We start from the raw sequence: 21,826 nt of genomic DNA, 5'->3' as shown, positions 1-21,826 counted from the left end.
TTCAGGCTCATTCAGCCAGGTGTTGCGCCCGCAACAACCCAGCCAACCCTTCAGCCTCCACCGGCCGGCTGATCAGATACCCTTGAACCTCATCGCAACGCTCGTTCCTGAGGAATTCGAGCTGCTCCTGCCGCTCAACGCCTTCGGCCACGACCTTGAGCGACAACCCATGGGCCATTGCAATGATTGCCCGGGTAATTGCCGCATCCACGCTGCCCTCACCCAGCCCGCGAATGAACGCCTGGTCGATCTTCACGTAATCCACCGGGATGCGCTTGAGGTAACTCAAGGATGAGTAACCGGTGCCGAAATCGTCGATCGCCAACTTGACCCCAAGGTCACGCAATTGCTGGAACGTGGCGATGATGTGTTCGACGCTGTCGAGCAACTGGCTCTCGGTCAGCTCCAGTTCCAGGTATTGAGGGTCCAGACCGGTTTCTTCCAGTACCTGCCGCACCAGGCTGACCAGCTTGCCCTGGCGCAACTGATGCACCGACAAATTGACGGATACCCTGATCGGCGCCAGCCCCTGGCGCTGCCATTCGCATGCCTGCCAACAAGCCTGGCGCAATACGAACTCGCCAATTGGCCCGATCAACCCGGTCTCTTCGGCCAGGCCGATGAAATCTCCCGGTGGAACACGGCCCATGGCCGGATGATCCCAACGCACCAACGCCTCGGCGGCGTTCAGGCGACCGGTCGCCAGGCACAGTTTTGGCTGATAAAAAACCTTCAGTTGTTGCTCTTCCAAGGCCTTGCGCAGCTGATTCTCCAGTTGCAAGCGCTCCAGCGTGCTGGCCTGGAGGCTGTCGGTGTAGAACTGGAAATTGTTGCCCCCCAAATGCTTGGCATGTTGCATGGCCATGTTCGCCTGGCTGACCAGCATGGCAACTTCCCGCGTGTTGTCGGGCAACAGGCTGATGCCGATCGAGGCACTGAGCACCAGTTCATGGCCTTCTATGGCCAGTGGCACACGCAGCTTGGCGGCCAACCGAGTCGCCACCCGCGCCAGGCTCGAAAGGTTGCCATAGGCATCGAACAACACCGCAAACTCATCGCCCGATAGCCGCGCGATGGTATCCGCCTCGGGCAGCGCATTGATCAGACGTCGTGCCATTTTCTGCAACAACTGGTCGGCGATGTCATGACCAAGGCTGTCGTTGAGCAATTTGAAACGGTCCAGGTTGATATGCAGCAACGCCAGGCTGCGCCTTCCGCCCTGGCGCACACGCTGATGCGCTTCGTGCAGGCGCTCGCGAAACAGCGAGCGATTAGCCAGCCCGGTCAATTCGTCGTAATGGGTCAGGTAGCGCATCCGCTCTTCGGATTCGCGTCGCGCCGAAAGATCGGCGAAGAAGCCCACGATATGGCTGACATTTCCCCGAGCATTGCGCACGACGTTCAGTTGCAGCCATTGCGGATACAACTCGCCGTTGGCCCGTGCCTCTACCAACTCACCCTGCCAGGTGCCGTGCTGCTTGAGCGCCTGGCGAATGATGGGGTAGTGCCGGCGCGCATCGCGACTGCACGGTAGGTCCACCACATTGCGCCCGAGCATCTCATCGATATTGAAACCGGTGACCCGCGTGAACGCCTGATTGGCAGCGAGTAGCACGTAGTGGGGGTCGAAAATCACGATACCTTCGCTGGCGGCTTCGAACACCGTGGCCGCCAGTTGCCGTTGCTGCTCGAGTTCCTTGCTGGCGCTGATGTCTCGCCGGGTGCCGACCATACGCAGCACCCGTCCGCTCACGCTGCGCTCCACGGCCCGGCCGCGGTCTTCGATCCAGACCCAGTGGCCATCGCCGTGGCGCACACGGTATTCGATCTGGTAATCCTCGCTGCGGCCCTTGAGGTGTTCGACCAAGGCCCGCTTGAGCGCCGGCAGGTCCTGCGGATGCAGGCGCGGGGTGAGATGAGTGAGCATCGCCGTGATGTATTCGGGTTCCAGGCCGAAGAGTTCCTTGAGCTGAGTGTGATGGACTTCGTCAGTCTGTAGATTCCAGTCCCACAACCCCAGCTCGCTGGCTTTGAGCGCCAGGGCCAGACGCGCCTCACTCTTGCTCAACGCCTGGCTGGCGACCTCCAGTTCAAGACTGCGCTGCGCTACCCGCGCTTCCAGGCCAACCTGGGCCGCCCGTAGTTTTTCCTCCGCAGAACGGCGTTGTTCGACCTCCCGGGCCAGCGCGTCGTTGAGCTGGGCGCCGCGGGTTTGTGCTTGCTGCAGATGCTCGATCAGTGCCTGGTTCTGGAAGCGTCGCAACAGGCCGCTTTGGATCAAGCGGTTGACTTGCCAGGCGACCACGCTCAGCGAGACCAGCACGATCAGCCCAAGCCAGCCCCACCCGCGTTGCTGCTCGTCGCCGCCCCAGAAGAGGTAGCCGATGGCCGGTAACAGGCACGGCAAGGTAAAGGACAGGAATGCGGGAAGGCTCACCGCGTAGGCCACGCTGGCCGACAGGGCCGCCGCGCCAATCAGGCCGAATACCCAGGCCTGTTGCTGGAAACTGTCAGCCGGGACCAGCGCGATACCGGCCCCAGCCAGCGTCAGGCCGGTCATCGCCGAGCCGAGCAAAAACATACGCAACCAGATCGGGTGTGCCTGGCGGCTCGGCATCGCCGAATCGAAGGCCGCCACCTGGATCACCCGCAAGGCCACCAGCGACAACAACCAGACGAGCCAGACGCTGACCAGGAAATAGCGCCGCGGCTCCCATAACAGCGCGGCGCAGACCAGACCATTGAGCAACATGAACAACGTAGGCAGCAGCGAGCCTTGATACAGCAGACGTGTGCGCTCGACCGCCATCTCCATGGCGTACTGCTTGCAGATAACCCGCGGCTCCACACAGGGGCCCGCCGGATCGGAATTGAGGGTCATTGGCACTGTTTTTGTTCTTATTCAGTGGAGCGTGGAGAACCCGAAACAAACACCGAGCATACACAAGCCACGGGGCATCCCACACTGCCCCAGCTCATAAAAACACGGAAAAAAGTCGCTGTTTCATTGGGTGGCGACCCTTTCGAGCGAGTCCCGCCAACGCCTGTAGCCTGTGACCCGCCGGTCATCATCAAGCGGTCTTTTATCGGCTGATGCAAAGCTCGGTTTGCCCGGGGTGACGCCGCACCCTAGAATGCCCCGATGCGCGATGATCTCTCCCTTCTGCTGAACTCCCTCAACGATGCCCAACGTCAGGCCGTAGCAGCCTCCGTGGGTCGTCAGTTGGTCCTGGCCGGTGCCGGCTCCGGTAAAACCCGAGTGCTGGTGCACCGTATCGCCTGGTTGATCCAGGTCGAGAACGCCTCGCCCCATTCGATCCTGTCGGTGACGTTCACCAACAAGGCCGCGGCCGAGATGCGCCATCGCATCGAACAACTGATGGGCATCAACCCTGCCGGCATGTGGGTCGGCACCTTCCACGGCCTGGCGCACCGCTTGTTGCGGGCGCATTGGCAGGAGGCCGGGTTGAGCCAGACCTTCCAGATCCTGGACAGCGACGACCAGCAACGCCTGGTCAAGCGGGTGATCCGCGAGCTGGGCCTGGACGAGCAGCGCTGGCCCGCCCGCCAGGCCCAATGGTTCATCAACAGCCAGAAAGACGAAGGCCTGCGCCCGCAGCACATCCAGGCCAGCGGCGACCTGTTCCTGGCGACCATGCGCAGCATCTACGAAGCCTACGAGGCGGCGTGCCAACGTGCCGGGGTCATCGACTTCTCCGAGTTGCTGCTACGGGCGCTGGACCTGTGGCGCGACCACCCAGGCCTGCTGGCCCATTACCAGAAGCGCTTCCGGCATGTACTGGTGGACGAATTCCAGGACACCAACGCCGTGCAATATGCCTGGTTGCGCCTGCTCGCCAAGGGCGGCGACAGCCTGATGGTGGTGGGTGACGACGACCAGTCGATCTACGGCTGGCGCGGCGCCAAGATCGAGAATATTCACCAGTATTCGGCGGATTTTCCCGACGCCGAAGTCATCCGCCTGGAACAGAACTACCGCTCCACCGCCGGCATCCTCAAGGCCGCCAACGCCCTGATCGCCAACAATACCGGGCGCCTGGGCAAGGAACTGTGGACCGACGGTGGCGAAGGCGAAGCGATCAATCTCTACGCCGCCTTCAACGAACACGATGAAGCCCGCTACGTGGTGGAAACCATCGAAAGCGCGCTGAAAACCGGCCTGGCCCGCAGCGACATCGCCATCCTGTACCGTTCCAACGCCCAGTCGCGGGTGCTGGAAGAGGCCTTGCTGCGCGAGCGAATCCCCTACCGCATCTATGGCGGCCAGCGCTTCTTCGAGCGTGCTGAAATCAAGAACGCCATGGCCTACCTGCGCCTGATCGAAGGACGCGGCAACGACGCGGCCCTGGAACGGGTGATCAACGTGCCAACGCGGGGCATCGGTGAGAAAACCGTCGAAGCGATTCGCGATCACGCGCGCCACAGCCATGTGTCCATGTGGGAAGCCATGCACCAACTGGTCGCCAACAAAGGCATGACCGGTCGCGCCGCTGGCGCCCTGAAGGCCTTCATGGACCTGATCGAAGACCTGGCCGCCAAGTGCGGGGAAATGCCTCTGCACTTGATGACCCAGACCGTCATCGAGCAATCCGGCCTGATCGCCTACCACGAAGCGGAAAAAGGCGAGAAAGGCCAGGCCCGGGTGGAAAACCTTGAGGAACTGGTCAGCGCCGCGCGCAACTTCGAAAGCACCGAAGAAGACGAAGACCTGACGCCGCTGTCGGCCTTCCTCGGTCACGCTTCCCTGGAGGCCGGTGACACCCAGGCCGACGAACACGAAGACAGCATCCAGCTGATGACCCTGCACAGCGCCAAGGGCCTGGAATTCCCCTACGTGTTCCTCGTGGGCATGGAAGAAGGCCTGTTCCCCCACAAGATGAGCCTGGAAGAACCGGGACGCCTGGAAGAGGAACGGCGCCTGGCCTACGTTGGTATCACCCGTGCCATGCAGAATCTGGTGCTGACCTACGCCGAAACCCGACGTTTGTATGGCAGCGAGACCTACAACAAGGTGTCGCGCTTCGTACGCGAAGTACCGAAGGGCCTGATCCAGGAAGTGCGGCTGTCCAACAGTGTCAGCCGTCCGTTCGGTGGCGGCCAGCAGCAAAGCACCAGCAGCCTGTTCGGCGGCAGCGACATCCCGGAAACCGGCTTCAGCCTCGGCCAGACCGTACGGCATTCGGTATTCGGCGACGGCGTGATCCTCAACTTCGAGGGCGCTGGCGCCCAGGCGCGGGTGCAGGTGAACTTCAGCGAAGGCAGCAAGTGGCTGATGCTGGGGTATGCCAAGCTGGAAGCGATCTAAAAATTTCGTAAGAAGCACCTTGCTGTGGGAGCAAGGCTTGCCCGCGAGGCGGTGGCACATTTGACACAGGTGCGTCAGACAGATCGCTATCGCGGGCAAGCCTTGCTCCCACAGGTATCTCTCCCTATCCCACATTAGTTTCCGACCGAACTTATTTACTTTTCCTACAGCCCAAAGCGAACAAGCCTTCTTGCACAGCCCAAGCTGAACCTAAGCTGTCACGCAAAAGCCCGAAACACTCTGTCGCTAGCCAGCAACAGTTCAGCTGTGCAACATGGCGCGCGTGCTATCCACAAATGGGAATGCCTTTATATGAAACGTTTTCTTAGCATCGCCATGGCGCTGTGCATTGGTCTGACGATGGCCATCGACGCCAATGCCGCCAAGCGCTTTGGCGGTGGTAAAAGCTCGGGGGCTGCCCCGACTCACCAAACCAGCCAGATGGCACCGTCCTCTGCCGCCGGCTCTACCGCTGCCACCGCAGGCGCTGCCGGTGCCGCGGGCGCTGCCACCAAGGCCAGCGGTGCTTCGCGCTGGCTCGGACCCCTGGCCGGCATCGCCGCTGGTGGCCTGCTCGCCTCCATGTTCATGGGCGACGGCTTCCAGGGCATGCAGATCTTCGACATCCTGATCATGGCGGTCATCGCCTTCCTGGTCTTCCGCTTCATTGCCGCCCGTCGTCGCAAGCAGCAGGAGCAATTCGCTCCAGCCGGCCATGCGCCGATGCAGCGTGAAGTGTTCAACCAGCAGCCCGCCAGCGGTTCGATCTTCGGTGGTTCGGCGACGCCTGTGGCCGCCCGTCCGGTCATCAATGCGCCGGCCTGGTTCAACGAACAACGCTTCATCGAAGCCGCGCGCAGCCACTTCATGTCCCTGCAGCAGCATTGGGACGCGAACGAAATGGACAAGATCGCCGAATTCGTGACCCCGCAACTGCTGGAGTTCCTCAAGCGCGAGCGGGCCGAACTGGGTGATGGCTTCCAGTCCACCTACATCGATAACCTGCACGTGCAGCTGGACGGCGTCGACGATCGCGCCGACAAGACCATCGCCACCCTGACCTTCAGCGGTGTGTCGAAGGATTCTCGCTTCGACAAGGGCGAAGCGTTCAGCGAAAGCTGGAACATGGAACGTGCCCAAGGCGATGACCAGCCTTGGCTGGTGGCCGGTATTCGCCAGAACGGTTGAACCTTTGCCCGTTTTGCATGTTGAAATAAAAGAACCCCGGCTCAGGCCGGGGTTTTCTATTTCGCGGTTGCATCTATAGCGAGCTACTGTATAAACCGCTCCATATAAAACCGCGCCATCGAGAAAGAGGATCCCCGGACGTGGAAGAAATCATCGAACAATTGCGTGAAGCCAACGAGCCCGTACCGGTCCCGCTGGAGTTGCCCGACGAAGACTTGCTGGTAGAGATCGAAGAGCAGCTGTTCATCGATATCCCATTCGTCTTCAGGGAGTTTTTGCTGACCGTCAGCGATGTCGTCTATGGCAGCCTGGAACCGGTGACCGTCACCGATCCACAATCCCACACCTACCTGCCGGATGTGGCCGCCAATGCCTGGGATGCCGGTGTCGACCGCAGCCTGATCCCGATCTGCCAGGACGGCGACGATTATTATTGCGTCGAAGAAGACGGCACTGTGGTGCTGTGGCAGGCCGAAGAAGAACTGATCGCCGAAGAAACCTGGGAATCAGTCTGGCACTGGGCGCGGGACGTCTGGCTGGAAAGCTGAGCCCCACGGCCGGTCAATGCCCGGACGACTCCTTGTGATTGTCCAGGGTTTCAAGCAAGGCCACCTGCATGCGCGTATGCAGGCGGATGAACCAGCGCCAGAGCAATGCCGCCACGGCAGTCGCCACCACGGCGATCAGTACGAGCAACTTGTTGGTCGGCAGAATGCTGGCCGACAAGGCTGCCAATAGCAGGAAAATCACCAGCAACGAGAGAATCGGGATCACTTCGGCGATCACCCGACGCACGCGCTGGGTGTGGCGGCCAGCCATCTCCGGCTTCACGCCCATCTCCGCCAGCAGCATCGACAGCGCCTTGAGCTTGCGATAGGCAGCGATCAGGAACGGTAGCGACAGCAGCAACGCCCCGCCCCAGATCAATGCCTTCTGCCAGCTCGGGTCGCTGATCCACGCTTGCAGGTACGCCGACATCCGCTCGGCGAAAAAACCACCCGAAACAAAAATCGCGATGACCAGCGCCAGGTTGACCCCGACCTGCAGCAAAATCCGCCTGATCATCGAGGCCACCACCGCCCCCTCTCCGTGGGGCTGGATGCTGCGCAGCCATTCGCCATACATCCCCAACACCCGCGTCAACCGTTGCGGCATGACCGTCGCCAACTTGACGGACAGCGGGTCGGCGGCCCGGATCAGGTACGGCGTCAGCAGAGTAGTCAACACCGAGACGGCGACCGCAACCGGATAGAGGAAATCGCTGGTGACCTGCAGGGTCATCCCCAACGACGCGATGATGAAGGAAAACTCGCCGATCTGCGAAAGGCCCATCCCAACGCGCAGCGAGGTGCGTCCGTCGTTGCCGGCGATAAAGGCACCGAGGCCGCAGGACAACATCTTGCCGAGCACCACTGCGCCCGTGATCACCGTAATCGGCCAGGCGTATTGCAGCAAGATCGCCGGGTCGAGCATCAGCCCGATGGCGACAAAGAAGATCGCGCTGAACAGATCGCGCACCGGCTCCACCAGCCGTTCGATTTTCAGCAGTTGCCGGGACTCAGCCATGATCGCCCCGATCAGGAATGCCCCGAGTACCATGCTGTATTCCAGCTTCACCACCAGCAGGCAGAAGCCGAAACACAAACCCAACACGGTAATCAGCAGCATTTCGTTGCTGTCGAACTTCGCCACGTAGGCCAGCACCCTCGGCACCAGCAGAATGCCGACGACCAACGCGACGATCATGAACAACGACAACTTGCCCACCGTGGAGAACACTTCGCCGGAGCTCACGGTGCCGCTGACGGCAATGCTCGACAGCAAGGCGATGATGCCAATGCCCAGAATGTCCTCGACGATCAACACCCCGAAAATCAGCTGCGCGAAGCGCTCGTTCTTCATCTTCAGGTCGTTGAGGGCCTTGACGATGATGGTGGTGGAGGAAATGGCCAGGATCGCGCCGAGGAACAGCGAGTCCATGGTGCTCCACTTGAACCAGCGGCCGATTTCATAACCGATCCAGATCATCAGCACGATTTCGAGGAACGCCGCGATGAAGGCCGTGGCCCCGACCTTGAACAGTTTGCGCAGGCTGAACTCCAGGCCCAGGCAAAACATCAGGAAGATCACCCCAAGCTCGGCCAGGGTCTTGATCGTGTCTTCGTCGTGGATAAAACCGAACGGTGGCGTATGCGGGCCAATGATGAAGCCGGCCACGATGTAGCCCAATACCACCGGTTGCTTGAAACGATGAAAGAGCACGGTCACCAGCCCCGCTGCCATCATGATGATTGCCAAGTCTTGAATGAAACTGATGGCATGCATGTCGGAGCTCCCTGTTCAAATGACTCATCGCAGAGCTGGAGAAATCCATTTCCTCTGTAGGAATTGCCCTCACAACGGGCTTTTGAAGGGTAACACCGCGACTTCCGACAAAAAGACGGTGCAATATATGGAAACAGATCCATCGGCGCGTGACGGCAACCACAGGCGCAGCGTCCCGATATCGGTGGTTTTTAAAACCTGGTGACCTGTTTGCAGGCCACCCACCAGCACCCGCAGAGGTGCACTCCCGAATTGCTGCCTTGAACCGTGAGTACGTTATGGAACCCGGAAACGCCCAGCTGTCGATGACGGTGTTGATGACCCCCGATATGGCCAACTTCTCTGGCAATGTCCATGGCGGCACCTTGCTCAAATACCTCGACGAAGTCGCCTACGCCTGCGCCAGCCGCTACGCCGGGCGCTACGTGGTGACCCTGTCGGTTGACCAGGTCATCTTTCGCGAGCCGATTCATGTCGGCGAACTGGTGACCTTCCTGGCATCGGTGAACTACACCGGCAACACGTCGATGGAAGTGGGCATCAAAGTCGTGACTGAAAATATTCGCGAACGCTCGGTGCGCCACACCAACAGTTGCTTCTTCACCATGGTTGCGGTGGATGACCTGCGTAAACCCGCAGCCGTGCCGCCCTTGCAGCCGCAAAACAGCGAAGAAAAACGCCGCTACGAACAAGCCCAGCAACGTCGGCAGATTCGCCAGGAGCTGGAAAAGCGTTATCAGGACATCAAGGCAGACGGGCCTTGACCGACATGTGGGAGCGAGCTTGCTCGCTCCCACATGGGGCTTGCATTGATCAGAGGCTGATCGGCACAGCCTCGAACCGCACCCGTGGATGGGCGATCCGGTCTTGGGCGCGGACCAGTTCCAGTTCATAGCTGGTGCAAGCCTGGGTTTCCAGTAGTACTTCATGCACCGCCGCGGCGGTGAATTCGAGCGCCGCCACCAGGCTGTCCCCCAACAGTATCCGTGCCAGGAACAACCCCGAGGTCAGGTCACCCACGCCCACCGGTTGGCGCGGGAAAGCCAGCAGTGGACGGCGCAGGTGCCAACTGCCATCGGCGGTCACCAACAGCATTTCGAAGCTGTCATCCGGCTTGCCAGGGTAGGCCAGGTGCTTGACCAGCACCGCCTTCGGTCCACGAGCCAGCAACGCCCGGGCCATGGCCAGGCAGTCGAGCAAAGACTGCGCCTTGCGTCCCGAAAAACTGTCCAGTTCCAGTTGGTTCGGGCACATGAGGTCCGCCACGGCGGCGGCTTCTTCCAGGAGAAACTCACTCACCTCGGGCGCCACGATGCAGCCTTTCTCTGGATGTCCCATGACCGGATCACACAGGTACAGCGCCTTCGGATTGGCGGCCTTGATCCGCGCCACGCCCGTCAGAATCGCCCGCCCCTGGGCCGCGCTACCCAGGTAACCGGACAGCACCGCATCGCAGTTACCCAGCTCACCGATGGCCGCAATGCCTTCTACCAATATCGGTATCTGCTCTGGGGCCAGCACTTCACCGGCCCATTGGCCGTACTGGGTGTGATTGGAAAACTGCACGGTGTTGAGCGGCCAAACGTTCACGCCAATCCGCTGCATCGGAAACACTGCGGCGCTATTGCCGGCGTGTCCGAATACCACGTGGGACTGAATGGCAAGCAGATGAGGCGTACGTTTCATGCGGGAAGTTTCCGTAAAACGATTGAAATTCAAGCCGCGCAGTATGCGACTAAACGCAGCCTATACGACAGACCGGCGAGACAGTTAAGCTGGCAGCAACTTGTTGGAGCACTTCGTTCATGCTGACCCTTGGAAACATTTTCGTGCTGATACTGCTGGCTACCGGCGGCGCCTGGCTGTGGCACAACCATGGCTTGCGCGAACGGGCGTTGGCGAGGGTCATGCAGCATTGCGCCAACCTCAAGATCGAGCTGCTGGACGGCAACGTGGCGCTGAAAAAAATCGGTTTCGTGAAGGACGCCAGCGGACGACGACGCCTGGCACGCGTCTACACCTTCGAATTCACCGTCACCGGTGAAAGCCGCCATTCAGGCACCATCACCCAGTTTGGCGCACACAGCGCACACATCGAACTGGCGCCCTACCCGATGCCCTTCGAAGAAACACCGCCCCCCCCCATTGAACCGGTCCACACCAGGCCCAGGGCTGAAGTCATCGAGTTGAGCCAGTGGCGCCAGGAACACAACAAGTGGAAGCCTTGAAACAGGGCTGACTCAGCGACACCGACAATTCGCCAGCCCGGTTTGCAGACCATCAACGTCTTGCGCCTGATCGAAAATCAGCTCGATCCGAGAATCCTGGCGCCACTCACTGGCTTGCCAGCCCAGCGCCGCCCCCTCCAGCGCATTGGCTGAAACCCAGCCGTCGACGCTGTGGATAACCATCTTCGCCCGTCTCCAGTCTTGGCCTTGTAGCCATCGCTCCAGTGCCGCTGCGTCGAATTGCTGGCTGGGGTGCCAGCGCCAACCAATACTCCAGCCACCTTCCTGCTGCTGATACAGGCAGATCGGCAGCGTCGGGTCGGACCAGATGGCCGGTATCTGGCCCAAGCTCCTCGGTAGATTCAAGTTATCCACAACCCCACTGCCCCGAGCCGCAAGGCCTGGTAATCGATCGATCGGCAGCGCAGCCTGCTGCGTCCAGTACAACGCACGCCCTGAGAGTTGCGCCTCCAGCCGTTGGCGATCGGCTTGTGTGAGGGTCTCGGACTTGTTCAGCACCAGCAGTCCGGCATCCGACAGGGTTTGTTGCTGCGCGTCGGGCAAAGGCTTGCCGTCCACCATCGCCCGGGCATCCAACACCAGCACACAGGGTTGCACCGCCAGCACGCCGAGCCATGGCGCTTCGCTCAGCTGGCGCATCAACTGCGCCGGATGCCCCAGGCCCGAGGGCTCGATGAATAGCCGATCCGGCCTGGCCTTGCGCAGCAAACGCCCAAGACCGATCTGAAACGGCGCGCCGTTGACGCAGCACAAGCAGCCACCGGCCACTTCGCCCAGTGCGATACCATCGCCAGCCTGGGTCAGCAACGCGGCATCCAGGCCGATCTGACCGAACTCATTGATCAGCACCGCCCAGCGTTCATTGGCCGGTCGCTGCGCCAGCAGATGCCTGATCAGGCTGGTCTTGCCGGCGCCCAAGGGACCGGCGATGACATGGGTGGGAATGTGCTGCAACATAATCGACGGCTTTCGATGGAGGTGAATATGCGAATGATCGGCTGGTTGTTACTGGCACTGACTTCGAACCAGGCATTGGCCCAGGCTTGTGTGGTCCACAGCCAGGCGGAACGGCTGGATGTGAAAGTCTGCCAGCAGAACCGCAACATCCCGCAGAAGCTGTTTGCCGACGGTTTCTGCCAGCCAAACCTTGCCGGTCAGAAAGTAGAGGTGCAATACGTCGATCAATGCCCTGGCGGCGCGTTCGGCATCTGCAGCAATGCCCAAGTCGCCAATATGCCTTACCGCCAGGATATTCACTATTACGGCGTGGCGACCGATACCGCTTATCTGCAGCCATTTTGCGAAGGAAAAAGCCAGGGTACCTGGGTCAAGCCTTAAGCCAACCAATCCAGCGTGAGAATCAGTCGACGCTCTCCCGGCGCGGGTTCCGGCGAGCGATGGATCAGGCCAAGGCCTTCGTTGCCGTGCCATTTTTCGCCTTTAAGCAAACCCACATCACCGCAACGAAACTGCTGGATCACGCACGGATCACTGGGCTCAGCCTCAGGCTCGGCAAGTCGTCGACGGTCCATGACACCTTCCTCGAGCCACTGGCTGCCGACGCCTGCATAGGTGGTCAGCAACCGCACCGGCACGTGGTCGACGTGAAAGCGCGGGCACATCGCCTTGTCCAGCGTGCGCAGGCGCAGACCGACACGTTGGGCACCCAATAGGCAGGCAAATGCACTGACGAGCCAGGAGACATCGGCGATAAAGCCTTCATAGCCTTGCAGGTCGCTGAAACCTGCAGCCAGGCCTTGCAACGCCGGCTGCGTGTCATCCTCCGGCAACTCAAGCACACGTGATTCGGCCAGCGACTGGTCCATCGCCAGCACCATGGTCGCAAAATCGCTGATGTGTGCAGGAAGCCGGCGCTGCCAGACCGCCAGGTTAGTGCCGTCGTCCAGGATCTGCATGAATACTCCTGGCGTATCACCTTTGACCTGTCGTGCCTGCGCTGCCCTTTTCAGATTGGGCGCCAGCATCACGCCGCGACCTCTTCATGCCATGGACCGAACGGATCCGGCAACAGGCGCCAACTTTCAACACCGAGGGCCATTTCCGCGTCGGTGAGCAAGCAAGCGTCCAGTTCGGCGGTGAGCTGGCTGAAGTCGATGTCTTGACCAATGAAGACCAGCTCCTGGCGGCAATCGCCTGTGGCAGCAAGCCAGTTCTTCATGATCGCCGCTGTACTTTCCTCATCTTGCGGCCATTGGTTTTTCGGCACGAACCGCCACCAGCGCCCGGCGAAGCCATGCCGCATCAAGCCTCCGGCCTGGGACCAACTGCCCGCTTCCTCAGGTTTGCTGGCCAGCCAGAAGAAACCCTTGGAGCGCAGGAGTTTGCCATTAGGCCAGGGACGGTCGATGAAATTGAAGAAGCGCTCGGGATGAAACGGCCGGCGTGCTCGGTAGGCGGTCGAGGCGATGCCATATTCCTCGGTTTCTGGCACGTGCTCGCCACGCAGTTCCTGTAGCCAGCCAGGGGCCTGGGCGGCGCGTTCGAAGTCGAAAAGGCCCGTGTCGAGGATTCTGCCCAGCGGCACCTGCCCCATGACCATGGGGAGGATCTGCGCCTGGGCGTTGAGACGTTGCACAATTGCGATCAATTCTTCCCGATCATGCTGGCTGATCAGGTCAATTTTGCTGATCAGAATCACGTCGGCAAACTCGATCTGTTCGATCAGCAGGTCAGTGATCGAGCGTTCATCGTCCTCACCCAGGGTTTCACCCCGTGACGCAAGACTTTCAGCGGCCTGGTAATCCAGCAGGAAATTCACCCCATCGACCACCGTCACCATGGTGTCGAGCCGCGCAACATCGGCAAGGCTTCGACCTTCTTCGTCACGAAAAGTGAACGTTTCTGCCACTGGCAACGGTTCGGAGATGCCTGTGGATTCGATCAGCAGATAATCGAAACGCCCTTCCCTGGCGAGTTGCCCGACTTCTTCGAGCAAGTCCTCGCGCAACGTGCAGCAGATGCAGCCGTTGCTCATTTCCACTAGCTTTTCTTCGGAACGACTCAAGGTGACATCTCGCTGGACTTCGCTGCCATCAATGTTGATCTCGCTCATATCGTTGACGATCACCGCAACCCGCAGATTGTCGCGATTACGCAAAACGTGGTTGAGCAGCGTACTTTTACCGGCACCGAGGAATCCGGAAAGCACGGTTACGGGAAGACGATTGGGCATCAGGTATATCCTCATCGGGCGGCCGCTTCGACTACGGCTCGTTTCCAGGTTTGGCTGGGGTCAGGGTCACGGTGTTTTATGTTATAGTATAACAACACAATTCAACCAGCCCCCGCCATCCCTCATTGGCCTGAGATCACTCCATGCGCACTCATCTGAAATTCGTATTGGCGAGCCCGTTGTTGCTGTGGGGGTTAAGCGCTTCGGCCCAAACCCCTCTCCTGGCGAATTGCACCCGTAGTGCAAATCTGCTGGCGTGCGTGGACATTCAGGGCAATGCCTACAGCGTCGCAACGGCGGGAAACACCATTTATTTACGAGGTTTTGAAGCGGCCAGTCGTCGTTATTGGGCGCAAACCAATAGCCGTTACGGTCAGCTCACCTTCTTTACTGGTTTGGCATCGGATGGAGAAAGTTGGGTCGGATACAGCCGGCGTGTGGGCTGGACGACCCTCAATCGTTTCTCGAGTTCTGGTGGTAGTGCGGGTGCATTTGTATGCGGACGCATGAACGGTTGCCAGGATTCATCGCGCTGATGTTTCACGTGGAACGTAAACGTTTAGGGAGATGAAACTCCTTTCATGGAAAAGGTTTCTCTAAATTAGTTGTTATACTATAACATCTAATTTTGAACCTTCGATGGACCTTGACCATGAACGCGTTAACCCTGCCCGACATCGCAGCGCAGGCTTCACGTCAAACCCTGCCCCTTGATTGGGTGGGTATGTGCGGCATCGCAACACCGGTGTTGATTGACGGCCAACGTCTCAGTGCAATGGCCGACGCAGGTGTCAGCCTTGATGACGGTGAGGCGCGCGGCATTCACATGTCACGATTATATCTGGCGCTAGAGCTGCTCGAAGAGACGACGCTTTCGCCGGCGTTATTGCGTCGAATCCTTCAGCAATTTCTCGATAGCCATGAAGGTTTGTCCCACGCGGCATCGCTCAGTGTGTATACCGATCTGCTGCTCAAGCGTCCGGCACTCATCAGCCCGCTTGAGGGTTGGAAACGCTACCCGGTGAGCATCGAAGCCCACTTGAAAAACGCAATGTTCCACGTGGAACTGAAAATCCAGATTCCCTATTCCTCCACCTGCCCTTGTTCGGCCGCACTTGCCCGGCAATTGATCCAACAGCAATTCGTCGATGACTTCGCTAACAAGAAACTTGAGCACGCCGAGATCCTGGCCTGGCTAGGTTCATCGAATGGCATTGTCGCCACCCCTCATAGCCAACGCAGTACGGCGAGCCTGACCCTACACCTGAATGCCGATGCCGACGATTTACCGCTGCAGTCTTTCATCAACGAAGCCGAAGCAGCCCTCGGCACCGCTGTGCAAACCGCCGTCAAGCGCGCCGATGAACAGGCCTTCGCCCTGGCCAACGGCCAAAACCTGATGTTCTGCGAAGACGCAGCGCGGCGATTAAGCACAGCCCTGAGGCGGTCACCGGACATCGTTGCGCTGAATGTGCGCGTCGTTCACGCCGAAAGCCTGCACGCCCATGACGCCGTGGCGCAAAGCAGCTGGACCCGGGAGGCATCATGATCAACTGTCAAGCACTGCGCTGGGGTGCCCCCGGACAACCCCTCACGCCGCCGCTCGCGATGCAGCGAGAGGCCGGCAGTCTCACCGCCATTATCGGTGCCAACGGCTCGGGCAAAAGCAGCCTGTTGAAAGTGCTCGCGGGGCTGCAAAAACCGCTCTCCGGCAAAGTCACCCTGGATGTTCCACGGTGTGGTGGGGTTTCGTTCATGCCGCAGCAGCAACATCTGGATCGGCAATTCCCCATCAGTTTGCAAGAGTTGGTGGCCGCCGGTTCCTGGGGTAATCGACACACGCCAGCGATGCGAAGGCAGTTGCTCCAGACCGTACTGGCCGACTGGGCGCTGACCGGCCTCGAACATCGTCCGCTAATGGCGCTGTCTGGGGGCGAGCTGCAACGCGCCCTGCTCGCTCGCCTGAGCCTGGCCGAAGCGCCACTGCTGTTGCTCGACGAACCCCACGCCGCCCTCGACGAACAGGGCCAGGCGCTGCTGTGGAAACATCTCTATCACTGGCACGCCCAGGGCCGAACCGTCGTGGTGGTATGCCATGATCTGGCAGCGGTCCGCCAACATATCCCCCATACGCTGCTGATCAGCAACACCGGCTGCGTGCTGGGCCGCAGCGTCGACTTGATCGCTCAACAACCCCACACGTGGGTGGCCTGATGCTTGCGGCCACTCATCTCTGGCAACCGTTTCAAGAGTTTGTCTTCATGCGCAGGGCCTTGCTCGGCGGCCTGGTGCTGGCGTGCAGCACGGCGCCGTTGGGCGTGTTCCTGATTCTTCGGCGCATGAGCCTGATTGGTGACGCCGTAGCGCACGGCATTCTGCCTGGCGCCGCCCTGGGTTTCTGGTTCGCCGGGCTGAGCCTGCCAGCATTGACCATTGGCGGCCTGGGCGCGGGCCTGAGCATGGCCGGACTCGCCGCCTGGATTACCCGGCGCACCGGCCTACGGGAAGATGCCAGCCTCGCGGCGATTTATCCCATCTCTCTGGCGGCCGGCGTGTTGATCCTCGGCATGGCCGGTAAACGCCTGGACTTGCTTCACTTGCTGTTCGGCTCGGCGCTGGCGGTAGACGGCCCGACACTTACCGGCATGCTCTGGGTATCCGGTGCCAGCCTGTTGGTGATGGCGTTGATTTACCGACCGTTGCTGCTCGATACGCTGGACCCACTGTTCCTGCAAACCGTCAGTCGTCTCGGCCCGTTGGCCCATGGTGTGTTCCTGACCCTGGTGGTGTTGAACCTGGTGATTGGCTTCCAGGCCATCGGTGCGCTGATGGTGGTCGGCCTGATGATGTTGCCAGCCGCCGCGTCGCGATTCTGGAGCCGTCGCCTGCCACTGCTGATGCTGATCGCGGCGCTGCTTGGTTGCCTCTCGGTGTGGCTTGGCCTGTTGTTGTCCTTCTATTACTCACTGCCCAGTGGGCCGTCCATCGTACTGGTGGCGGGCGTGTTGTACCTACTGTCGGTGGTATTCGGTCCGGTGCACGGTTTGCTGCGCCGCCCGCCTTTGCTCACATCCCAATGAGGTGTTTCCCGATGCGCGTTCTGCTCGTGCTATTCAGTCTGATGCTGTCCATGTCCCTGTCCGCCGCCGAAAAGCTCCAGGTGGTGACGAGCTTCAGCATCCTCGCCGACATGACCCGACAGGTCGGCGGTGAGCATATCCACATCACCAACATGGTCGGCCCGGACACCGATGCACACACCTACGAACCCACGCCAGACGACGCCAAGGCACTGCTCAAGGCAAAACTGATCATCAAGAATGGACTGGGCTTCGAGCCATGGTTGGATCGCCTGGTGACCAGCACTGAAACCACTGCTCCGGTGATCAGCGCCAGCCGCGGCGTCATCCCGCGCTCACTGGATGAGGATGGCGAGACCATCCCCGACCCGCACACATGGCACAACCTGGCGAATGCCGAGCTGTATGTCAGCAACATCACCAAGGCATTGGAAGCTGCCGACCCGTCCAACAAGGCCGATTACGAACGCAACAGCCAGGCGTACCTGAAGAAAATCTACGCCCTGCTCGCCGAAGCCAAGGCCAAGCTCGGTGCATTGCCACCAGGCAATCGCAAGATCGTGACCTCCCACGATGCATTCGGTTACCTGGGCCAAGCCTATGGCATCGAGTTCATGGCGCCCCAGGGTTTATCCACAGAGCGTGAACCGTCGGCAGCAGAAGTCGCGGCACTGATTACCCAGATCCGTCAGGCGAAGGTCAAAGCGGTGTTCATGGAAAACATCAAGGACGCACGCCTGCTCAAGCAGATCGCCGACGAGAGCGGCGCGCACATCGGCGGCACGCTGTATTCCGATGCACTCGCGGCCAGCGGACCGGCCAGCACCTTTACTGGTCTGTTCGAATACAACCTCAATACGTTGTATGAGGCGCTGAGTCGGCCTTGAGAGCATTTGTCGGAGCAAGGCTTGCCTGCGATGAACGGTGACGCCCCTGGCGATGTACCGAGTTGTTTGCGTCGCGAGCAAGCTTTGCTCCCACAGATTCTCCAAACGATTACTTCATACCCGCTTCAAGCCCTCGGCTTGACCGTCCCGCAATCCTGCCCCAGCCACACCGCGCGAGTGTCGAGACTGCCGTTCTGCTGGATGCCGGTGGCATTGAACGTGCCGTAGACCTTGGTGGTGAATTCACGATCGCTCTGGAACGTCGCAACGCCATTACCCTGGGCTTTCGGGCAACTGAAGCGAAACTTCCACTGATTGCCGGTGCGCTCGGTGATCTGCTGCTTGCAACCCGATTGCGGATCTTGCAGCGGAATGTCATTGGTTTGCACCTGCGCCGGGGTCAGGCAGACACGGATGCCTTTACCGCCCATGGTGATGCCCTGCTTTTCCAGCATCGCCCGTTGTTCCGGAGTCATCTGGTTCTGCACCTGGCCCAGGATCAGTTGCAGGTCTGGCAGGTTCTGGTTATCGACCTTCATGTTGCTGGTGGTCAGCTCCCACAAACCCGGCTGGAGCATCTGCGCCTGAGCCGCCATCGGAACCGACAACCCCATTGCCAAGGCCACACCCAGCAGACGAACATTCATTGCATAAACTCCAGAGGACAAGTGGCCGTTAGACGCCGCCCACAGGCTTCGGTTCAAGCCCGGGACAAGTGAATTAAATAGCGACATTCGCCATGGAACATGGTCTGTTAAGCATTGAAACTTCCGGAGCAAGAATGCCCCCATGGATTATTTCGGCCCGCATGTTTTCGGTTACCTGATCGCGCTGCTCCACACCCTGGGTTCCATTGCCGCCGTCCACGCCGTATTGACGGTGCGCACGGCCCAAGGCTCGATTGCCTGGGCCCTGTCGCTGCTGTTTATTCCCTACCTGACATTGATCCCTTACCTGGTTTTCGGGCGCAGCACTTTTGATGGCTACATCAAGGCGCGCCGACAAGCCAACGAAGAGATGCGCAAGGCGATCTCCGAGTTGAACTGGCGGCCGTGGGTCGAAGAGGCTTTGACCGCTCGCGCGTCCCAGGCCTACGACTCGCTGCGGGCCATGCCCAAGCTGGGGCGCACACCCTGCCTGGCGAACAATCAGGTGCGCTTGCTCGTCGATGGGCAGGCCACGTTCGAGGCAATCTTCCAGGCCATCGATAACGCGCGGCAGGCCGTGCTGATTCAATTTTTCATCATCCACGATGACCGCCTCGGCCTACGCCTGCAGACACTGCTCCTGAAAAAAGCCGCCGAAGGCGTGGCGGTGTATCTGCTTTATGACCGCATTGGTAGCCACTCCCTGCCCCACCGCTACGTCCAGGCGCTGCGCGACGGTGGTGTCCACGTGAAAGCCTTCGCCACCCGCAGCGGCTGGCTCAATCGGTTCCAGGTCAACTTTCGCAACCACCGCAAGATCGTGGCGGTGGATGGCGTTCTAGGCTTCGTTGGCGGACACAACGTGGGCGATGAGTACATGGGCGAAAAGCCGCCCCTGGCGCCGTGGCGCGACACTCATGTCGAAGTCTGCGGCCCGGTGGTGGGGAGTATGCAAGAGTCGTTTGCCGAGGACTGGTTCTGGGCGGCCCGTTCGCTGCCACCGCTGATCCTGCCAGACACCTACCCGGACGACGGTGTGCTCTGCCAATTGCTGACCAGCGGCCCGGCCGATGCCTACGAAACCTGTTCGCTGTTTTTCGTCGAGGCTATCCATGCGGCCAGCGAGCGAGTCTGGATCACAACGCCTTACTTCATCCCTGACGAAGCGGTGTTCGCCGCCTTGCGCCTGGCGGTGCTGCGCGGGGTGGATGTGCGCATCCTGCTGCCCTCGCGGCCGGACCACAAGATTGTCTATGCCGCGTCCAGCCTTTATGCGTTTGAAGCGGTGCGGGCCGGTGTGCGGATGTTCCGCTATACGCCGGGTTTCCTGCATCAGAAAGTGGTGCTGATCGACCGGGAAATCAGCGCAATCGGCAGTGCGAACCTGGACAACCGTTCGTTCCGCCTGAATTTCGAAGTCATGCTGCTCACGGTGGATATCCCTTTCGCCACCGAGGTCGAGCAGATGCTTGAGCAGGACTTCGCCCAAGCCGTGGAAATCGACAAACAGGAAAGCCGGGAGACCCACCGCCTGCAGAAGATCGGCATGCGGGTCGCCCGGCTCATTTCCCCGATTCTCTAAGGGGTGTAAATGTCGTCGCGGGTCCAGGGCAACTCATGGCTACCGTCGGCGTGGGCCTTCACCGCCAGGATCTGGTGCAGATTGATCCAGCCCTTGGCGAACGCGTAGGCACAGCCGGCCAGGTACAGACGCCAGATCCGCAACGCCTGTTCCGGCACTTCCTTCGCGGCGGCCTCGAGATTGTCCTCCAGGCGTTCACTCCAGTGATCGAGCGTGCGCGCGTAATGCAGGCGCAGGCTTTCCACGTCGACGATTTCCAGCCCCGCTTCGCTGATCTCGGCAGAGATCATCGACAGGTGCGGCAGCTCGCCGTTGGGGAATACATACTTCTCGATGAATTCACCGGCGCCGCGACCGACTGGACGACCGTCGGTGTGCTTGGCGGTGATGCCATGGTTCATCACCAACCCGCCCTCACGCACCGCGCCGAACAGCGTCTTGCAGTACTGCTCGAGGTTGGCGTGGCCAACATGCTCGAACATGCCAACGCTGACCACTTTGTCGAAACGACCGTCCTGGGGCAGGTCGCGGTAGTCCAGCAATTGCAACTCGACCAGATCCTCCAGGCCCTCTGCCTTGACCCGTTCCCTAGCCAGTGTCAGCTGCGCCTTGCTCAGGGTAATCCCGAAGACTTTGGCACCGAACTCGCGCGCAGCGTAACGGGCCAGGCCGCCCCACCCACATCCGACATCCAGCAGGTAGTCACCCGGCTGTAATCGCAGCTTGCGGCACAAGTGGCGGAATTTGGCTTGCTGGGCCTGTTCGAGGGTTTCACTGCCCGTCTCGAAATAGGCACAGGAATAGGCCATGTCACTGTCGAGCCACAGCTGATAGAACGCGTTGGAAAGATCGTAGTGATAGGAGATCGCCTTGGCGTCGGTTTCCTTGTCGTGGAGTGATCTAACCGGCGGGTTGTCGGCGTCATCCTCGACCAAGGCCTGGCTCCATTCATCGCAGACACGAATGACTTCGTGAATCGAACCTTCGAGTTCCAGTTTGCCTTCGACGAATGCCGCTCCTAGCGCATCCAGGCTGGGATGGGTGAATTGCGCGACCATTTGTGGGTCCTTGACCACGATCGTGACACTGGGGTCGTCACCCAGTGAAAACTCATGGCCATCCCAGAGCCGCAACCGAAGCGGTAGGTGCAGATTCTGTAAGGCCGGTGGAAGTTGCGCGAGCATGAAAAATCCCCCCTTGTTTCAGACGTCTGAAAATGAGGGTAGACCATCATAGAAAAATAGCAGGCTATCGAATTTATAGCCTTTTTCTATCACCGTCCCAAATTCACTCCTTGTGCCGGGTACTGCCAGTATGGGTGCGCCCTCTCCAACAGAGACTGCAAGGGT

General features: G+C 60.2%; 20 protein-coding genes. 12 read left to right on the top strand and 8 right to left on the bottom strand.

Annotated features, from left to right (window positions below):
• Positions 1 to 7: 7 nt before the first annotated feature.
• The gene (locus KGA89_RS21580; protein WP_223472493.1) at positions 8 to 2,881 is read right to left on the bottom strand and encodes an EAL domain-containing protein; all 2,874 of its coding nucleotides are present in this window, start codon (positions 2,879 to 2,881) and stop codon (positions 8 to 10) included.
• Positions 2,882 to 3,142: 261 nt separating this feature from the next.
• Here KGA89_RS21580 and uvrD point away from each other — a divergent pair, with 261 nt between their 5' ends.
• The 3 genes from uvrD (at position 3,143) to KGA89_RS21565 (ending at position 7,062) form a co-directional block, all read left to right on the top strand.
• Complete coding sequence (uvrD, locus tag KGA89_RS21575; RefSeq protein WP_223472492.1) at positions 3,143 to 5,326, top strand: DNA helicase II; 2,184 nt, start codon at positions 3,143 to 3,145, stop codon at positions 5,324 to 5,326.
• A gap of 312 nt (positions 5,327 to 5,638) precedes the next feature.
• Positions 5,639 to 6,514 carry a Tim44 domain-containing protein gene (locus KGA89_RS21570; protein ID WP_223472491.1) on the top strand — a complete coding sequence of 292 codons (876 nt, stop codon included), beginning with the start codon at positions 5,639 to 5,641 and terminating at the stop codon, positions 6,512 to 6,514.
• A gap of 140 nt (positions 6,515 to 6,654) precedes the next feature.
• Positions 6,655 to 7,062, top strand: a complete 408-nt coding sequence (locus tag KGA89_RS21565) for an SMI1/KNR4 family protein (RefSeq protein ID WP_003187120.1) — start codon at positions 6,655 to 6,657, stop codon at positions 7,060 to 7,062.
• A gap of 13 nt (positions 7,063 to 7,075) precedes the next feature.
• On the opposite strand, the gene KGA89_RS21560 is transcribed toward KGA89_RS21565, so the two are convergent.
• Positions 7,076 to 8,839 (bottom strand): cation:proton antiporter, encoded by a 1,764-nt coding sequence (locus KGA89_RS21560; protein ID WP_223472490.1) that lies wholly within the window; start codon positions 8,837 to 8,839, stop codon positions 7,076 to 7,078.
• 278 nt (positions 8,840 to 9,117) lie between these two features.
• On the opposite strand from KGA89_RS21560, the gene KGA89_RS21555 reads away from it, so the two are divergent.
• The gene (locus KGA89_RS21555) at positions 9,118 to 9,603 is read left to right on the top strand and encodes an acyl-CoA thioesterase (RefSeq protein WP_003206993.1); all 486 of its coding nucleotides are present in this window, start codon (positions 9,118 to 9,120) and stop codon (positions 9,601 to 9,603) included.
• Positions 9,604 to 9,652: 49 nt separating this feature from the next.
• Here the strand turns inward: KGA89_RS21555 and pdxY are convergent, their stop codons facing one another.
• Positions 9,653 to 10,525: a pyridoxal kinase PdxY gene (gene pdxY / locus KGA89_RS21550; RefSeq protein ID WP_027912849.1), complete on the bottom strand. Its 873-nt coding sequence runs from the start codon at positions 10,523 to 10,525 to the stop codon at positions 9,653 to 9,655.
• Positions 10,526 to 10,644: 119 nt separating this feature from the next.
• On the opposite strand from pdxY, the gene KGA89_RS21545 reads away from it, so the two are divergent.
• The gene (locus KGA89_RS21545) at positions 10,645 to 11,067 is read left to right on the top strand and encodes a DUF3301 domain-containing protein (RefSeq protein WP_223472489.1); all 423 of its coding nucleotides are present in this window, start codon (positions 10,645 to 10,647) and stop codon (positions 11,065 to 11,067) included.
• A 12-nt stretch (positions 11,068 to 11,079) separates the two neighbouring features.
• Here the strand turns inward: KGA89_RS21545 and KGA89_RS21540 are convergent, their stop codons facing one another.
• Positions 11,080 to 12,045 (bottom strand): CobW family GTP-binding protein, encoded by a 966-nt coding sequence (locus KGA89_RS21540; protein ID WP_223472488.1) that lies wholly within the window; start codon positions 12,043 to 12,045, stop codon positions 11,080 to 11,082.
• Between the two features lie 27 nt (positions 12,046 to 12,072).
• On the opposite strand from KGA89_RS21540, the gene KGA89_RS21535 reads away from it, so the two are divergent.
• The gene (locus KGA89_RS21535) at positions 12,073 to 12,426 is read left to right on the top strand and encodes an NADH:ubiquinone oxidoreductase (protein WP_223472487.1); all 354 of its coding nucleotides are present in this window, start codon (positions 12,073 to 12,075) and stop codon (positions 12,424 to 12,426) included.
• Here KGA89_RS21535 and KGA89_RS21530 read toward each other — a convergent pair.
• Positions 12,423 to 13,073 carry a DUF1826 domain-containing protein gene (locus tag KGA89_RS21530; protein ID WP_027912850.1) on the bottom strand — a complete coding sequence of 217 codons (651 nt, stop codon included), beginning with the start codon at positions 13,071 to 13,073 and terminating at the stop codon, positions 12,423 to 12,425. The two genes, KGA89_RS21535 and KGA89_RS21530, sit on opposite strands and share 4 nt — an antisense overlap.
• Complete coding sequence (zigA, locus tag KGA89_RS21525) at positions 13,073 to 14,281, bottom strand: zinc metallochaperone GTPase ZigA (RefSeq protein ID WP_003207005.1); 1,209 nt, start codon at positions 14,279 to 14,281, stop codon at positions 13,073 to 13,075. Before zigA ends, KGA89_RS21530 begins: the two co-directional genes overlap by 1 nt.
• Positions 14,282 to 14,424: 143 nt before the next feature.
• On the opposite strand from zigA, the gene KGA89_RS21520 reads away from it, so the two are divergent.
• The 5 genes from KGA89_RS21520 (at position 14,425) to KGA89_RS21500 (ending at position 18,248) form a co-directional block, all read left to right on the top strand.
• Complete coding sequence (locus KGA89_RS21520; RefSeq protein ID WP_223472486.1) at positions 14,425 to 14,817, top strand: glutamine synthetase; 393 nt, start codon at positions 14,425 to 14,427, stop codon at positions 14,815 to 14,817.
• Between the two features lie 116 nt (positions 14,818 to 14,933).
• Entirely contained in the window at positions 14,934 to 15,830 is an 897-nt protein-coding gene (gene folE2 / locus KGA89_RS21515; RefSeq protein ID WP_223472499.1) for a GTP cyclohydrolase FolE2, read from the top strand.
• Positions 15,827 to 16,495: a metal ABC transporter ATP-binding protein gene (locus KGA89_RS21510; RefSeq protein ID WP_223472485.1), complete on the top strand. Its 669-nt coding sequence runs from the start codon at positions 15,827 to 15,829 to the stop codon at positions 16,493 to 16,495. Before folE2 ends, KGA89_RS21510 begins: the two co-directional genes overlap by 4 nt.
• Positions 16,495 to 17,361, top strand: coding sequence for a metal ABC transporter permease (locus KGA89_RS21505; protein WP_223472484.1), 867 nt, complete (start codon positions 16,495 to 16,497; stop codon positions 17,359 to 17,361). Before KGA89_RS21510 ends, KGA89_RS21505 begins: the two co-directional genes overlap by 1 nt.
• A gap of 11 nt (positions 17,362 to 17,372) precedes the next feature.
• Positions 17,373 to 18,248, top strand: a complete 876-nt coding sequence (locus KGA89_RS21500) for a metal ABC transporter substrate-binding protein (RefSeq protein ID WP_223472483.1) — start codon at positions 17,373 to 17,375, stop codon at positions 18,246 to 18,248.
• 125 nt (positions 18,249 to 18,373) lie between these two features.
• Here KGA89_RS21500 and KGA89_RS21495 read toward each other — a convergent pair whose 3' ends face one another.
• Positions 18,374 to 18,895 (bottom strand): DUF3617 domain-containing protein, encoded by a 522-nt coding sequence (locus tag KGA89_RS21495; protein ID WP_223472482.1) that lies wholly within the window; start codon positions 18,893 to 18,895, stop codon positions 18,374 to 18,376.
• Positions 18,896 to 19,037: 142 nt separating this feature from the next.
• Here KGA89_RS21495 and cls point away from each other — a divergent pair, with 142 nt between their 5' ends.
• Positions 19,038 to 20,477 carry a cardiolipin synthase gene (gene cls / locus KGA89_RS21490; protein WP_028237758.1) on the top strand — a complete coding sequence of 480 codons (1,440 nt, stop codon included), beginning with the start codon at positions 19,038 to 19,040 and terminating at the stop codon, positions 20,475 to 20,477.
• Here cls and cfaB read toward each other — a convergent pair.
• A complete protein-coding gene (cfaB, locus tag KGA89_RS21485) occupies positions 20,474 to 21,661 on the bottom strand; it encodes a C17 cyclopropane fatty acid synthase CfaB (RefSeq protein ID WP_003207018.1) in 1,188 nt (395 codons plus the stop codon). The two genes, cls and cfaB, sit on opposite strands and share 4 nt — an antisense overlap.
• Positions 21,662 to 21,826 lie beyond the last annotated feature (165 nt).

The organism is Pseudomonas sp. A-RE-22, from assembly GCF_019956035.1.
Lineage (GTDB): Bacteria > Pseudomonadota > Gammaproteobacteria > Pseudomonadales > Pseudomonadaceae > Aquipseudomonas > Aquipseudomonas brassicacearum.
The sequence above is the reverse complement of the archived record's forward strand: the minus strand, read 5'-3'. Positions and strand labels throughout refer to the sequence as shown.